Raw genomic sequence first — 13,604 nt, 5'->3', positions numbered from 1 at the left:
GGTCCGGCCGCTGCGGAGCGGCCGGCCCGGTCCGTCGGCGCGACGTGAGTTCGGACCGGGACGCTCGGTGGAACGCCGGGACGGCGTTCTCAGCCGTCCAGCGCGTCGATGAGGGCCTTGGTGACGTCCTCGGTGGTGGCGGTGCCGCCGACGTCGCGGGTGAGGATGCCGGCGCCGGTGACGGTCTCGATGGCCTTGTTCAGACGGGCGGCCTGGTCGGGCAGGCCGAAGTGGTCGAGCATGAGGGCGGCGCTGCCGACCGCGCCGATGGGGTTGGCCAGGCCCTGCCCGGCGATGTCGGGGGCGGAGCCGTGGACGGGTTCGAACATGCTGGGGAAGCGGCGTTCGGGGTTGAGGTTGGCGCTGGCCGCCAGGCCGAGGCTGCCGGCGAGGGCGCTGCCGAGGTCGGAGAGGATGTCGGCGTTGAGGTTGGAGGCGACGACGACCGACAGGTCCTCGGGGTGCAGGACGAACTTGGCGGACATGGCGTCGACGAGGACGCTCTCGGTCTCGACGTCCGGGTAGTCGGCGGCGACGCGCTTGAAGACGTCGTCCCACAGCACCATGCCGTACTGCTGGGCGTTGCTCTTGGTGACGGAGGAGACCTTGCGGTGGGTGCGGGTGCGTGCGAGGTCGAAGGCGAAGCGGATGATGCGTTCGCAGCCGACCTCGGTGAACAGGGCGGACTGGACGGCGATCTCACCGCCGGGTCCGCGGCCGGAGAGGTTGCGTCCGCCGAGGCCGGCGTACTCGCCCTCGCTGTTCTCGCGGACGACGACCCAGTCGAGTTCGGTGTCGTCGGCCTTGCGCAGCGGGCTGGTGATGCCGGGCAGGAAGTGGACCGGGCGGACGTTGGCCCACTGGTCGAAGTTCTGGCAGATCTTCAGCCTCAGGCCCCACAGGCTGATGTGGTCGGGGACGGTGGGCCAGCCGACGGCGCCGAAGTAGATGGCGTCGAAGTCCTTGAGCTGCTCCAGGCCGTCGTCGGCCATCATCTTCCCCGTGCGGGCGTAGTGGTCGCTGCCCCAGTCGAACTCCTCCCAGTCGAAGGCGAAGGCTCCGTCGGAGGCGTCGGCGAGGGCGTCCAGGACGGCGCGTCCTGACGCGACGACCTCGGTACCGATGCCGTCGGCGGGGATGGCCGCGATGCGGAAGGTTCGGGTCTCGGGCACGGGGAGCCTCCGGCTTCTGGCAACGCCCGTGCCCAACCGGCAGGGGCGAACGGTGATCGAGTGCTGCTCTGATGCGCTTTCGAGTCAACAGCCCGTGCCGCGGCGCGTCCAAGACATCCTTCCGATACGGCTCATAGGCAGGATCGATCGGTTCGGCGACCGGTTCGCGCCGTCACTCCCGAGTGTCGTGCGCCCGCCGCGCGGCCAGGGCGCGGGTCAGGTCGAGGAAGGCCCGCGCGCCAGGGGTCAGGTGGGCGGGCAGGCTGATCATCGCCACGTGGAGGTGGGCGGTCGGGGCCAGGGAGGCGACCGCCAGCCCGCAGCGGCGGGCCAGCCGGGTCCAGGAGGCCGGCAGCACGGCGATGCCGACGCCGGTGAGCACCAGAGGGAGGATGGAGGTGCGGTGGTCCACGACGGTGACGATCTCCGTACTTCCGCTGCGGGCGGTGATGTCGTCGACGATGGTGCGCATCAGACTGCCCGGGCGGGAGGCGATCAGCTTGCACCCGGCCAGGTCCTCGGGGCGCAGGACGTCGCCGTCCTCGAAGCCCCCGCCGGCCGCGGACACGACGACGAACGGTTGCTCCTCCACCGGCAGGACCTCGATGCCCGCGGCGGTCACCGGCCGGGCGGCTCCCAGCAGCCCCAGCTCGCAGGCGCCGCTGCGGACCAGGTCGACGGTCTCCTCCGGGGTGAAGGCCGCCCGGGTGTTGATGGTGACGGCGGGGTGCAGTTCGGTGAAGCGGTGGATCAGCGTGGTCAGCGGCTCGATGCCGGGTGAGGGCATGGCGGCGACCTCGACCGTGCCGCGGCCGAGCCCGGCCAGGTCGGCCGCCCGCGCCCGTACGGCGTCCAGGTCGCGCAGGACGCGGCGGCTGGGCTCCAGGAGCTGGGCTCCGGCCTCGCTCAGGACCACGCCGCGGCCCATGCGGTGGAAGAGGGAGACCCCCAGGTCGGCCTCCAGATTGGCCATCGCCTGGGACAACGACGGCTGCGCCACATGGAGCGCGGCGGCGGCCTTGCTGAAGCCGCCGTGCTCCACGATGGCGAGGAAGTACTGCAACTGCCGGGCGTCCACTCTGCCTGCCTCCGCCACCTCGCGCTATAGGGGCAGCCTATTGGACGGGCGGACGACGGCCCGGACTCGGGCAGGGAAGCCGATGCGCCGCCCGGACCGGCCGAGGGGGAACGGCGGAGGGAAGGCCGCCGGCCGGGCGTGGCCCCGAAACCTCCTGATCGGCGCTCCGTTCCTCCGCGCCCGCGGCGTCTCGTCCCCTGCGCAACGGCGTCATGCCGCTTCGCCCGGGCTCCTCCCGTGCCGCCTCCGGTTCGGTCAGGTCCTCCACGGGCTGTCCGGCCAGAACACGGCGGGCTCGTTCGAGGTCCAGTCCGTTCTCCCAGCGCGCGACGAACAGGGTGGCGACCGCGTTGCCGCAGAAGTTGACGACGGCCCGGCACTCGGACATGAACTTGTCGATGCCGAACACGAGCATGATGCCCGCGGCGGGGACATGGCCGACGGTGGACAGCGTCGCGGTCAGGGCGATGAACCCGCCGCCGGCCACACCGGCCGCGCCCTTGGACGTCAGCAGCATCACCGCGAGCAGACCGAGTTGCTGGCCCGCCGACAGCGGGGTGTCGGTGGCCTGGGCGATGTAGAGGGTGGCCAGGGAGAGGTAGATCGCAGCGCCGTCGAGGTTGAAGCTGTAACCGGTCGGTACGACGAGGCCGACGGTGGGCCGGTCGACCCCCATGAACTGCAGCTTGCGCATCAGCCCCGGCAGCGCGGGCTCGGCCGTCGACGTGCCGAGGACCAGCAGCAGTTCCTCCTTGAAGTACCGCAGCAACTGGAAGATGTTGAGCCTCACGTAGGCGGCCAGCACCGCGCCGAGCACGACCACGACGAAGAGGATCGAGGTGATGTAGAACAGCGCGATCAGCGAGCCCAAGCTGGTGAGGGTGGACAGGCCGAACTTGCCGATCGCGAAGGCCATGGCCCCGAAGGCGCCCAGCGGGGCCGCCTTCATCACGAACGACAGGACCCCGAAGACCACCTCGGTCAGCCGGTTGACGGACGCGATGATCGGCTCGCCGGCCTTGCCCACCGTCTTCAGCGCGATGCCGAAGAGCACGGCCAGGAAGATCACCTGGAGGATGTCTCCCTCGACGAACGCGCCGAAGAAGCTGTCCGGGACCAGGTTCGTCAGGAACTCCCACCAGTGCTGGTGTTCGCCCTTCTCGATGTACTGACCGGCGTCCCCCGCGGTGTCCAGCTCGCCCACGTCGGCGTGCACGCCCTCACCGAGCGGGAAGAGATTGACGGCCACCAGTCCCGCGGCCATGGCCACGACAGTGCCGATCTGGAAGTAGGCGAGCGCCTTGACGCCCGTGCGGCCCACCTTCTTCAGGTCGGCGACGCCGGCGATGCCGCCGATGATGGTCAGGAAGACGATCGGGCCGATGAGCATCTTCATCGCCGTGACGAAGGTCGTGCCGATCGGCTCCATCGAGGTGCCCAGATCCGGCCACCGCCAGCCGAGCACGACGCCGACGACGATGGCCACCAGCACCTGTACGTACAGCTGCCGGTACCAGGGCTTGGCCTTCACCGGGCTGGTGCCGCCCGCGGCTTCGTCCGGGGTGTGCGTCATTGCAACCTCCATCCAGGCACGGCTGAGCATCACCGACGCACCCTGAGGAGGTCCGGTACGGACGGCCGCGACGGCGATGCACGCGGCGCCGGGCCCGACCGGCACCGCTCTGACTGTCGGGTCAGTGAAGCCGGTCACGCGAGGGGAGGTCCACGACCAAAAATCGATGCCCCGTATAGGCGCGCCCTATGGGCCCGCCCGCCCTCGCGCACACCACTGGAGGCGAGAGCCGGTCCACGTCGTCGAGCGCCGCCACAAGCGTGGTGTCACCCGTCAGGTCGGTCCGCTTCCGGGCGCGCAGCGTATCGACTGCCGGATTCCATGAGGTCGTGCGCAGGCGGGCCCCGATTTCCACGCCGGGTCCCGGCTGTGCGGCTGCGACCTTCCTCGCCGCCCCCAGAAGCTGCCGGGCCGTCCCCCATCGGCAAACGGGTGGCCCGGGATCCGGGGTCCGGGTCGAGACCCGCTTCGGCGACGGCACCGAACCGCGGACCCGAGGCAGGACTCCTTCCCCCAGGTCGCCTCCGCATCGGGACGCCTCGTATTGTCGGCGCCCCGCCTCTGATCCAGAATCAGCGGGCACACCTTCAGGAGGTCTTCTCGTGCCCTCGCTCCATGACTTCACCACCTGGCAACCCCTGCTGCGCCTCTTGTGCGTCGCCCACGCGGAAACGCTCACCGCGCCCGGCGGGCACGTGGCGGGGCAGATCAGTCCCGGGGCATGGAGTGTCCCGCTGCCGTACCGGCCGCCGCAGCCGGGGCGCGCCTCACAGGTCTCCGACAATCAGGAGCAGTTCGACGCCATGGGCCGGATCGTCGAATCGCTCAAGGAGGACGGGAGCGACGGTGTCTCCTTCGTCGTGGAGGCCTCTTCCGCTCCCGGCGGTGTCCGGCTGCATCTGATCGACCTGGGCTCCTCCGCGGAGCCGGGTATCGCGACCGCGCACCCGGGCACGCTTCTCCTCGCGGAGGGAGCGCTGCCCGAGCCGGTGCGCCGCCTGCCCGAGCCGGTGCCGGGCGCGGTACCGGCTCCGTCCGCGGACGTGGAACTGCTGCGACGCACTCTTCGCGAACGGCTCCCGGACGCGGTGGGCGCCGCCGAGGAGGAGATCGCAGCGGTCGAGGCGCGTCTGGGCGTGCCGCTGCCCGCCGAGCTGAAGGCCCTGTACCAGGTCGTCCGGGGCCGGTACGAGGACTGGGACGACTACCGGGAGCCGTACGACGCCATCGGCTGCGAACTCCTTCCCCTCGGCGAGGTGTACGTCGCCGACGCGGCTTCCCGGCATGTGCTGTGGCGGTTCGGCGCCATGGAGGCGGTCGAGACGGGGCCGGAGGACGCCGTGCAGGGGCTTGTCGGCTCGCCGGGCTGGATCGTCTTCGGTGACAACGGCGGCGGGGACCGTATCGCCGTCGACCTCACACCGGGTCCGGACGGGCACATCGGGCAGGTGATCATCATCGATCACGAGAGGAACATCGGTGCCGAGCTGGTCGCCGACTCCCTCACCGACATGGTCGTCCACCGTCACTTCGACGGCCGGCCGGTCCGAAGGACCGAACGGCCCCCACTCGTCGCCCACGTCAACCGCGCCTCCATCCCCGGCATCGAGGCTGCCGCCCACCCTGGCCTGGAGGTCCTCAGCATCGGGGTCTGGGACAAGGAGCCCCTCGGTCTCGCCCCCGTCTTCGGCCTGCCGCGCCTGCGGACCCTCTCCGCCTATCCCGCCACTCTCGCCGATCCCTGTGAGATCGCCCGGCTCGCCCACCTGGAGTATCTGGAACTCCCACCCGCGGAGTGGCGTGTCCTCCTTGACGCGGGAGCTGTGCCCACCGGGCTTCTCGCCGCGGACATCGAGGCCCACAGGCAGCGGGACAACCCGTTGCGGACCATCGCCCTCGCCAACGAGATCCTCGCCCTGTACGGTCGGCCGCCGATCGCCGACATCACGGTGCTGGAGGGAGCGGCCTCATGAGTCACCCCGCCGATGAGGGGGCGCCGTCCCATGGCCCTCCTGGTCACGTCGAGCCGGTGGGGCGGCACCCCCGGTCGATCGAGGTCCTGGACCGGACCCGGCTGCCCCGGCCGCTGGGCGGATGACCCCGGACCGAGCCGGACCGTGCCGGTGGCGGCACGGCATGCGCTGCCCGCCGCGACCGCCGCTCCGTACGAAGACACCGAACCCGGCGCGCGACCCCCGAGCCGAAGGACGGGAGACGGGTCGGCCCGGGGGCGCCCGCGTCGTGGTGTCCCTCCGCCCACGCCGGGAACCGGGCCGACCGTAGGCGGATGTCGTGGCCCGGCGCGTGGCCGTCCGCGGACCGGACCAGGTGTGTCCCCGTCGGCCCGGCACCCGTCGATTCCGGCCAGGGCTTGCGTACGGATACGGAGGTCCCGCTCCCCGAGGCCGTCGAACCCCCATGGCCGGATCCGGCTGCCGTCCGACGGGCGGGCGCTGGCGGCCGTACCACGACCAGGTCTGGGTGGCGTCGGCCTCCGGCCTGGACATCGACCACATGGTGCCCCTCGCGGAGAGCCGGGACCACGACTCGGCACGCTCCGAGGCCCCATCGGCAGGCGTCCGCCGTCAGCGTGACAACGCCCTGGTACCCCACCCGTGTTGGGCAGCGGCGTCCCGGGGCCGCCGATACCGAGCCTTCAGGTCGTGAACGCCCTGGTGGTGCCGGTGAGTTGCCGATTTCATGGGCGTGCGTCCGACTGATTATGATCTTGGCCATGACTGTGCAGAACCCTGACAAAACCCCTTCCCGCAAACAGAGGCTCCAGGAAAGACAGCGCCGCCAGTTGGCGGCGGTCGACACCGTGGACAAGGCCGAGGCCAAGGTCCGCAAGGCGGAGGTCGAACTGGCCGTGGCGGTCACCGAGGCCGTGCAGGTCTTCGGCGGCGAGCAATCCGCGTCCGAAGGACTCGACATGCCGGTCGAAGTCATCCGGCGTTTCCTTGACATGACACGGGGCCAAGTGGCCGGGAGCGACGACGGCACCGAGGACGAGGAAGAATCCTGAGCTCGGTGTTCGTGGTGAGTCGTGGCGCGAGGGCGGTGTCGGCGCCCCGTATCGCCGCAGGCGGCGCCATCCGGGAAGGGCCAGCCGCTGCCCCGGCAAGCCCGTTCCTGGGAGACGTCCGACAGTCACCGGCCGTGCGGCAGGCGCAGAACCGGCGGTCCGGGAGTCCCTCGCCCGCGTCATGTCGTGCACATGGTGGAGCCGCGGGCATGGGACGGAGGCCGTATGCGACCGACTTGTCCGGCGAGCAGTGGGTGTTGATCGAGCCGCTGGTCACCGCATGAAGCAGGAGCGGGTGGCGCGGTCGGGACCCGGGATCCGGGCTCCTGCGACCCGCGCGAGGCCGTGAACGCGCTGCTCCGCCAGAACCGGACGGGTTGTCGGTGGCGACTTCCGCCGCACGATTCCCCGGCCTGGCCGGCGGTGCCCCACTACCTCACTCCGTGGCGCCGGGGCGGCCTTGGCCAGCGGATCCAGGAGATCCTGCGCTGCCAGGCGCGGGAGCGGTCCGGACGATCAGAGGACCCGTCCCCGGTGATCATCGACACCCGGTCCGTGCGCGCGGCGGCCGGGGTGCCAAGGAGACGACGGGACTGGACGCGAGCGAGAAGACGCCCGGCAGGAAGCGGGGACTCGCCGTCGACGTGCTGGGCCTGATCACCGGGGTTGTGGTCCTGGCCGTGAGCGCGCACGACGACGAGGCCGGTACCGCTCCGCCGGGCCGGACGGCCGAACGACGCGGGATGCGCCCGGAAAAGGTCCTGGTCGGCCAGGCCCCGAGGACGCCGCGGTCATCCACGGGGCGGTGAGGGACATCACCGTCGAGGTGGTCCGGGGCAGCCCCGGCGATGATGGCAGGGGCCTCGTTCCGCAACCGAAGCGGTGAGTGGCCGAGCAGGTCAACGGCACCCTCGTGGTGCAGCGGCGCCTCGCCCGCGACTACGGTCGCCGGCCCGACAGCACGGCTTCCCGCGTCTACTGGGCCTCCGTCGCCCGACCGCCCTCACCGCCGCCCGGCGGGACGACTCGTTTGCCGGGGACTCCTCGAACCACCCGGACGCGGCCGCTACCGGAAACGGACTCAACGTCCTCCCAGGGCGTAACGGGAAGGCTGGCGAGGTACCGCGAGTACGTCCCGGAGCACGTTCTCGAGCGTGACGCGGGCCAGCTCGTGCCTCAGGGTCTCCTCGATGCCCTCGTAGATGCTCTGCAATGCCGGCTGGATGCCGTGACCCACCACGCACTCCTGGTCCGGGGCGGTGCGGTGCATCGCGAACAGCGGGCCGGGTTCCACTGCCTCGTACACGTCGAGCAGGGTGATCGACTCCAGCTCGCGTGCCAGCGACCAGCCCGCGCCCGCGCCCCGCCGGGACTCCACGAGCCCGGCCCTGCGCAGCTCGCCGAGCAGTCGTCTGATCACCACGGGGTTGGTGTTCGCGCTGGTCGCGATCTGCTCGGAGGTGGCGACCTCGTGGCCCTGGCGCTGGTAGAGACCGATCCAGGCCAGCGCGTGGGCGGCGATGGTCAGCCTGCTGTTGGCGCTCATGGACTCCTCCTCTCGGCCGCAACGCCTCATGTTACGACAGCGCAGTCGTAACAGTAGTGGTTGCAACACTCTGTCGTAACAGTTAACGTTGCGACTGTTGGGAAGGGTCAATCAACGAGGTGAGAAGAATGAGCAAGCCGCTCATGGGCAAGGTCGCCCTGGTCACCGGGGGGTCGCGGGGACTGGGAGCCGCGACCGTACGGCTGCTGGCCGAGCAGGGCGCCGACGTCGCCTTCCCTACGCCAGCTCCGGGAAGCAGGCGCAGGCCGTCGTCGACGAGGTGCGGGGCAAGGGAGCCAGGGCCGTCGCCTTCCAGTCCGACCAGGCGGACACGAGCCGGGCGCCGGCGCTGATCGACGACGTGGTCGCGCACTTCGGCGGCCTGGACATCCTCGTCAACAACGCGGCGATCTCGGTGGAGCAGGGCCGCACGGTGGACGACCCGGACGCCGACACCGCCGCACTGGACCGGATGCACGCCACCAACTACCTCGGCGTGATCGCCATCATCCGGGCCGCCTCCCGAGTGCTGCGCACGGGCGGCCGCATCGTCACGGTGAGTTCCGGACTGGGCTCCCGGGTCGGCGCCCCCGGCCTTGCCGACTACGCGGCGACCAAGTCGGGGATCGAGAGGTACACCATGGGCGTCGCACGCGACCTCGGGCCCCGGAACATCACGGCCAACGTCGTGGAGGCCGGACTGATGGAGGGCGGCATGCAACCGCCGGACCCCGAGACCCTCAAGGCCCTGGTCGGCTCGCTGTCCCTGCAACGCATGGGCCACCCCGACGAGATCGCCGCGGCGATCGCCTTCCTGGCGAGCCCCGCCGCGTCGTACGTCACGGGCGCGGTGCTGGACGCCCACGGCGGCTACAACGCCTGAACCCGACCCCCTGCCGCGCGCCCCGAAGGACACCACGCCCTCCGGGTGCGCACCGCCGACGACCCGCGACAAGGCGTACGACTCCAAGGCTGTACGCGCTGAGCTGCGACGCCGCCGCATCCAGGTGCTGATCTCCCGCAAGGGCTCCCTGGACATCGAGGGCCCGGGCAAGCTCCGCTGGCACTCCGGTCCGGTTTCGCGATCCTGCGGCCGTACCCGGTCGGGAACGGGTACGGCCACTACGTGATCATCGGGTGGTGTGTGGACGAACGAAGACGGGGTATCGCCGAGGTGCGGGTCGAAGAGGCAATGAGTTGATCTTGAAACCCCGAGCACCTCGGCCCGTCACCCGTTCGGCCCGGTGCCGATGGTCCTGGTGGGGTCGTGCAGTCGGGACTGCTCCAGTCGGTTGTGGCCGAGCTTCCGTGACGATTGCGACGTTCGGCGTGGAGCGCTGACGGCGGAAGCCGCGGGTTCACGGAACACGGGTCGACCGGAGCATCCTGGACGACCTCGGTGGGGACTCGTGCCGATCGCGGGCGCGCGGCTGGACCGAGCCTCCGACGTCCACCGCTGCGTGGAGGCCGGACCCGCGCGGCACCCGCCGTCCCCTATCCGAGCGTGAGCATCGCCTCGGTGACCTCGCCGACCGACGCATCGGGGAGCGCTGTGGCGGCCGTCTTGAGGACGAGCAGCCGTGCCCCGGGGATCTCGCGGGCGATCGCCTGGCCGTTGCCGACGGGGAAGAACCGGTCGCGGCGGCCGTGGACGACGAGCGTGGGGATCCCGATCCCGGGCAGGCGCTCGCGCCAGCGGGGCGTGCAGTCGAGCCGGGAGAACACCATGCCCATCTGGTTGGCCATGTGGACCGGGGGTGCGGTGCCGGGCGTGCGGTCCCAGATGCGGGCGGCGATCGTGCGGGCGGCGACGGGGTCGTCGCCGAGGATCTCCGCGCCGGCGGCGGCGAACTCCGCCACCGCCTCGCGGTCGGTCCAGTCGGGCATCGGACGGGCGAACAGCCGGCGCATCGTCGCCTGGTCGTGGTCGGGGAGGTCGTCGTCGGGCGGGCCGGGGGCGACCGCGCGGGTGCCGACCAGGGTGAGCGCCGAGAACGCGTCCGGATGGTCGAGCACGGCCACCTGGGCGACCATCCCGCCGACGCCGATCCCCGCGAGGTGCGCGGGCCCGCCGCCGAGCGCGACGGCAAGGGCCGCCGCGTCGGCGGCGAGGTCGCGCAGCGTGTAGGCGGGCGCTTCCGGGTCCGCCGTCGTCGACTCGCCGCTGTCGCGCAGGTCGTAGCGCACCACGCGGCGCCCGCCGGCGGCGAGGCGCTCGCACAGCGCGTCGGGCCAGGACAGCATCGTCGTCCCGCCCGCGAGCAGGACGAGTGGCGCGTCGTCGTCACCGAACGACTCGATGCCCAAGGTGATTCCATCGGCGTCGACCGTGGTCATCGGATCACCTCAGGACGTCGTAGGTCAGGTGCGTCGCGGTCGATGTCGGGACCGCGCTCCGCTGCACCAGCGTGCGCGGCCGTCCACCGGTGAACAGTGGCGTCCCGGCGCCCAGCACGACGGGCGCGAGGTGCAGGGTCAGCGTGTCGACCAGCCCGGCGTCGAGCGCCGAGCCGATCGTGGCGCCGCCGCCCATGAGGACGACGTCGAGGTCCTGGCCGCTGTCCGACGACGCCGCCTCGGCTCGCTCGCGCGCGGTGGTGACGGCGTCGGGCAGACCGGTGGTGACGAACGTCCAGTCGAGGTCGGTCGTCCGCACCGACTTCGGTGGCGAACTCGTCACGACGACGAACGCGGGCCTGCCGACCTCGCCGGCACCGTAGCCGGACGTGTCGTCCCAGCCGTTCGGCCCGTCGACCACGTCGAAGAGGCGGCGGCCGAGGACGACGGCGCCCGAACGGGCGGTCCCCTCGCGCAGGACCCGGCGGTCGTCGGGGTCGTCGGAAAACGCCCAGGTGTGCAGGGCCTCACCGCCGGTGCCCAGACCGTTGTCCGGGCCGGGGTCGGGGCCGGTGACGAAGCCGTCGAGGGAGGCCGAGATATCGGCGATGAGGCGAGTCATGCCAGGGCAGACCCGATCCGCCGTCCGGACTCATCGCTCACGCATGAAGCGGTGCGGCCGATGCACACCCGACGGCACGGCGTGCGAGGCGGCACGGCGGACGTGCAGCGGACGCTCGCCCCCGAATACCTCGAAGGCGCGTATGCGCAGGTCAGAGGATAGGGCCTGTTTGGTGATCGGAATGGTCAGGTGCAAGGCTGCGGCCGTGCTTCGGTGATGACTTACGACGTTCGACGTGGAGCGCGGCCACAACCACTTGGAGCGCTCGATGCGGGTCGGCTGACCGACGGGTACGGCCACCGCTGATCACCGGCGTGTGGAAACCGAAGATCTTGTGGTGGCCGCGGGTCACAGCGTAGATCCTGTCCACTGGCAGAAGACGTCCGAGGTTCTGACGGGCCGGATAGCGTGTCCGTTCGCCCGGGGTGAGCCCCGGCGCCGGATGAGGCACTTGGCGCCCGGGCTGCTGTCGAGCAGATGCCCAGCGCCTTGTCGCGTTCGTCGCCGCCGAACAGTCTCACCGCCACCGACGGGGCGGCGAGGGAGAGCATGGCGGCGCCCGCGCCCCGGGCGAGACGCTCATCGCCCGCGGCCGCGCCGAGGGGGTTTTCCGCACCGACCCGCCGATCGCGTGGCCGGTCAATGTCCTGTACTCGGTCACGCACAGCGCCGCCGACGAGATCCGCGCAGGCCGTCCCACCTCCGAGCGTGCCGCCGGCCGTCACTGCCACGGTGCCGGCCGCCTTCACCCCGCCGGGAAGGCCGGTGCCGGGCCCCGGTGCGGGCGCCTGGCGCCGGCCGGACCTGCGAAGAAGAACTGGGCGCGTACCGGAAGGCGACCGCCGGGATCCCCGGACCGCAGCGGACATGTGCGCGGGGAGGCGGTGAGGGCAGCTGGCGGGTGCGCCCGCTCGGGGCGGGGATGCCCGTACGATGAGTCCGTGACCGCCAGCACCAGCAGCATGAACAGATGCCCGGCCGGGCATCTGTTCATGCTGCTGGTGCTGGCGGTGCTGACTGGTGTGCTGGGCATGCACGGCCTGGCCCCGGGCGGGGTGGCGACGGCGCAGACAGCGACCGGTCACCAGATGATGGCCGCAGCTGACGGTGTGCCGCACGAGGACGGAGAATGTGCGCACACGGACGGCGGATCGGGTCATCTCGATCACGCTGACGGCACGTGCGCGGCCGCCGGCACGGGTTCGGCGTATACGCCGCCGGCGCTGACCGGCACGGTGCTTCACGTGCCCGCCGCCCCTTCCCCCACCATGGCGGCCACCGGCTCACCCCATGACGGACGGGCCCCGCCCGACCTGTTTGAGCTGCAACTTCCTCGGATATAGAGCGGCCCGCCCGGCACCCCTCGCGCCCCGTGATGACCGGTGGCGGGTGCCGTGCTCCCGCACGTCCCACATCCGATCCACCGTGCGCCGTGACCGGCGTGCGTGAAGGAGTTGCACCACCATGAACCGCACGCGTTCACTCGTCCGCCGTACTGCCGCCGTTGCTGCCGCGGGAGCGGCAGCACTCGTCCTGGCCGCCTGTGGCGGCAACGGCGACGACACCGGCTCGGCCGGACACGGCGGTCACCACGCCGCCGCTTCCTCGTCCGCCTCGACGCCGGCGTCGCAGGGGCAGCACAACGCGGCCGACGTCACCTTTGCCAAGGGGATGATTCCCCACCACCGCCAGGCCGTGGAGATGGCCGACCTCGCGCCCGAGCGGGCCCGGTCGGCCGAGGTGAAGAAGCTCGCCGCCGACATCGAGAAGGCCCAGGGCCCGGAGATCGAGAAGCTGTCGGGCTGGCTGGCTTCCTGGGGCGAGGAGGTGCCCGCCGAAGGTGCCATGGACCACTCCATGCACGGCATGGGCGGGATGATGACGGCCGAGGAGATGACCGAACTCGAGAAGGCCTCGGGCGAGGCGTTCGACACCGCCTTCATGGAGATGATGATCAAGCATCACGAAGGCGCGGTCGAGATGGCGAGGACCGAGCAGGCCGACGGCGCCTACGCTCCGGCCAAGAAGATGGCCGCGGACATCATCGCCTCGCAGGGTGCGGAGATCGAGCAGATGAACAAGCTGCTCGGCAAGGACTGACCCTCACCGCGCGAGTGCGGGGGGGGGGGGGGCCGGGGCCCCCCCCCCCCCCCCCCCCCCCCCCCCCGGCCCCCCCCCCCCCCCACCCCGGGGGGGCCCCCCCCACCAAACCCAAACTGCGGGCCCCCCCCGCCCCCCGCCGCCGCCCCGC

11 protein-coding genes and 1 pseudogene are annotated in these 13,604 nt (G+C 71.6%); 6 read left to right on the top strand and 6 right to left on the bottom strand.

The features are described 5' to 3' along the window. Positions 1-89: 89 nt before the first annotated feature. From ACIBAI_RS21735 to dctA, 3 genes are all read right to left on the bottom strand, one after another. Complete coding sequence (locus ACIBAI_RS21735; RefSeq protein ID WP_399036517.1) at positions 90-1,172, bottom strand: tartrate dehydrogenase; 1,083 nt, start codon at positions 1,170-1,172, stop codon at positions 90-92. Between the two features lie 172 nt (positions 1,173-1,344). Further along, the gene (locus tag ACIBAI_RS21730; RefSeq protein ID WP_399036515.1) at positions 1,345-2,250 is read right to left on the bottom strand and encodes a LysR family transcriptional regulator; all 906 of its coding nucleotides are present in this window, start codon (positions 2,248-2,250) and stop codon (positions 1,345-1,347) included. A gap of 37 nt (positions 2,251-2,287) precedes the next feature. Next, entirely contained in the window at positions 2,288-3,823 is a 1,536-nt protein-coding gene (gene dctA, locus ACIBAI_RS21725; RefSeq protein WP_399036512.1) for a C4-dicarboxylate transporter DctA, read from the bottom strand. A 602-nt stretch (positions 3,824-4,425) separates the two neighbouring features. Between dctA and ACIBAI_RS21720 the strand changes: the two genes are divergently transcribed. From ACIBAI_RS21720 to ACIBAI_RS21710, 3 genes are all read left to right on the top strand, one after another. Beyond that, positions 4,426-5,796, top strand: a complete 1,371-nt coding sequence (locus ACIBAI_RS21720; protein WP_399036510.1) for an SMI1/KNR4 family protein — start codon at positions 4,426-4,428, stop codon at positions 5,794-5,796. 761 nt (positions 5,797-6,557) lie between these two features. Beyond that, a complete protein-coding gene (locus ACIBAI_RS21715; RefSeq protein WP_399036508.1) occupies positions 6,558-6,848 on the top strand; it encodes a hypothetical protein in 291 nt (96 codons plus the stop codon). Positions 6,849-7,193: 345 nt separating this feature from the next. Then, the gene (locus tag ACIBAI_RS21710; protein WP_399036507.1) at positions 7,194-7,505 is read left to right on the top strand and encodes a hypothetical protein; all 312 of its coding nucleotides are present in this window, start codon (positions 7,194-7,196) and stop codon (positions 7,503-7,505) included. A 424-nt stretch (positions 7,506-7,929) separates the two neighbouring features. Here ACIBAI_RS21710 and ACIBAI_RS21705 read toward each other — a convergent pair whose 3' ends face one another. After that, positions 7,930-8,394 (bottom strand): Rrf2 family transcriptional regulator, encoded by a 465-nt coding sequence (locus ACIBAI_RS21705; protein ID WP_399036505.1) that lies wholly within the window; start codon positions 8,392-8,394, stop codon positions 7,930-7,932. Between the two features lie 128 nt (positions 8,395-8,522). On the opposite strand from ACIBAI_RS21705, the pseudogene ACIBAI_RS21700 reads away from it, so the two are divergent. Continuing rightward, a pseudogene (locus ACIBAI_RS21700) lies at positions 8,523-9,277 on the top strand (SDR family NAD(P)-dependent oxidoreductase). Positions 9,278-9,888: 611 nt separating this feature from the next. Here ACIBAI_RS21700 and ACIBAI_RS21695 read toward each other — a convergent pair. Further along, positions 9,889-10,731 carry an alpha/beta fold hydrolase gene (locus ACIBAI_RS21695; RefSeq protein ID WP_399036503.1) on the bottom strand — a complete coding sequence of 281 codons (843 nt, stop codon included), beginning with the start codon at positions 10,729-10,731 and terminating at the stop codon, positions 9,889-9,891. 4 nt (positions 10,732-10,735) lie between these two features. Then, on the bottom strand, positions 10,736-11,353 hold the full coding sequence (locus tag ACIBAI_RS21690) for a dihydrofolate reductase family protein (protein ID WP_399036501.1): 618 nt from the start codon (positions 11,351-11,353) through the stop codon (positions 10,736-10,738). A gap of 941 nt (positions 11,354-12,294) precedes the next feature. Here ACIBAI_RS21690 and ACIBAI_RS21685 point away from each other — a divergent pair. Continuing rightward, positions 12,295-12,696 (top strand): DUF6153 family protein, encoded by a 402-nt coding sequence (locus tag ACIBAI_RS21685; RefSeq protein WP_399036500.1) that lies wholly within the window; start codon positions 12,295-12,297, stop codon positions 12,694-12,696. 121 nt (positions 12,697-12,817) lie between these two features. Continuing rightward, positions 12,818-13,453, top strand: a complete 636-nt coding sequence (locus tag ACIBAI_RS21680) for a DUF305 domain-containing protein (protein ID WP_399036498.1) — start codon at positions 12,818-12,820, stop codon at positions 13,451-13,453. The last annotated feature ends 151 nt before the right edge of the window (positions 13,454-13,604 follow it).

The organism is Streptomyces sp. NPDC051041 (assembly GCF_044456065.1).
In the GTDB taxonomy this organism is placed as follows: Bacteria; Actinomycetota; Actinomycetes; order Streptomycetales; family Streptomycetaceae; genus Streptomyces; species Streptomyces glaucus.
The sequence above is the reverse complement of the archived record's forward strand: the minus strand, read 5'-3'. Positions and strand labels throughout refer to the sequence as shown.

Bases quoted from the DNA above. Each gene is read 5' to 3' on its own strand.
- dctA (WP_399036512.1), bottom strand. From the start codon at position 3,823: ATGACGCACACCCCGGACGAAGCCGCGGGCGGCACCAGCCCGGTGAAG.
- ACIBAI_RS21690 (WP_399036501.1), bottom strand. From the start codon at position 11,353: ATGACTCGCCTCATCGCCGATATCTCGGCCTCCCTCGACGGCTTCGTC.
- ACIBAI_RS21715 (WP_399036508.1), top strand. From the start codon at position 6,558: ATGACTGTGCAGAACCCTGACAAAACCCCTTCCCGCAAACAGAGGCTC.
- ACIBAI_RS21680 (WP_399036498.1), top strand. From the start codon at position 12,818: ATGAACCGCACGCGTTCACTCGTCCGCCGTACTGCCGCCGTTGCTGCC.
- ACIBAI_RS21695 (WP_399036503.1), bottom strand. From the start codon at position 10,731: ATGACCACGGTCGACGCCGATGGAATCACCTTGGGCATCGAGTCGTTC.
- ACIBAI_RS21705 (WP_399036505.1), bottom strand. From the start codon at position 8,394: ATGAGCGCCAACAGCAGGCTGACCATCGCCGCCCACGCGCTGGCCTGG.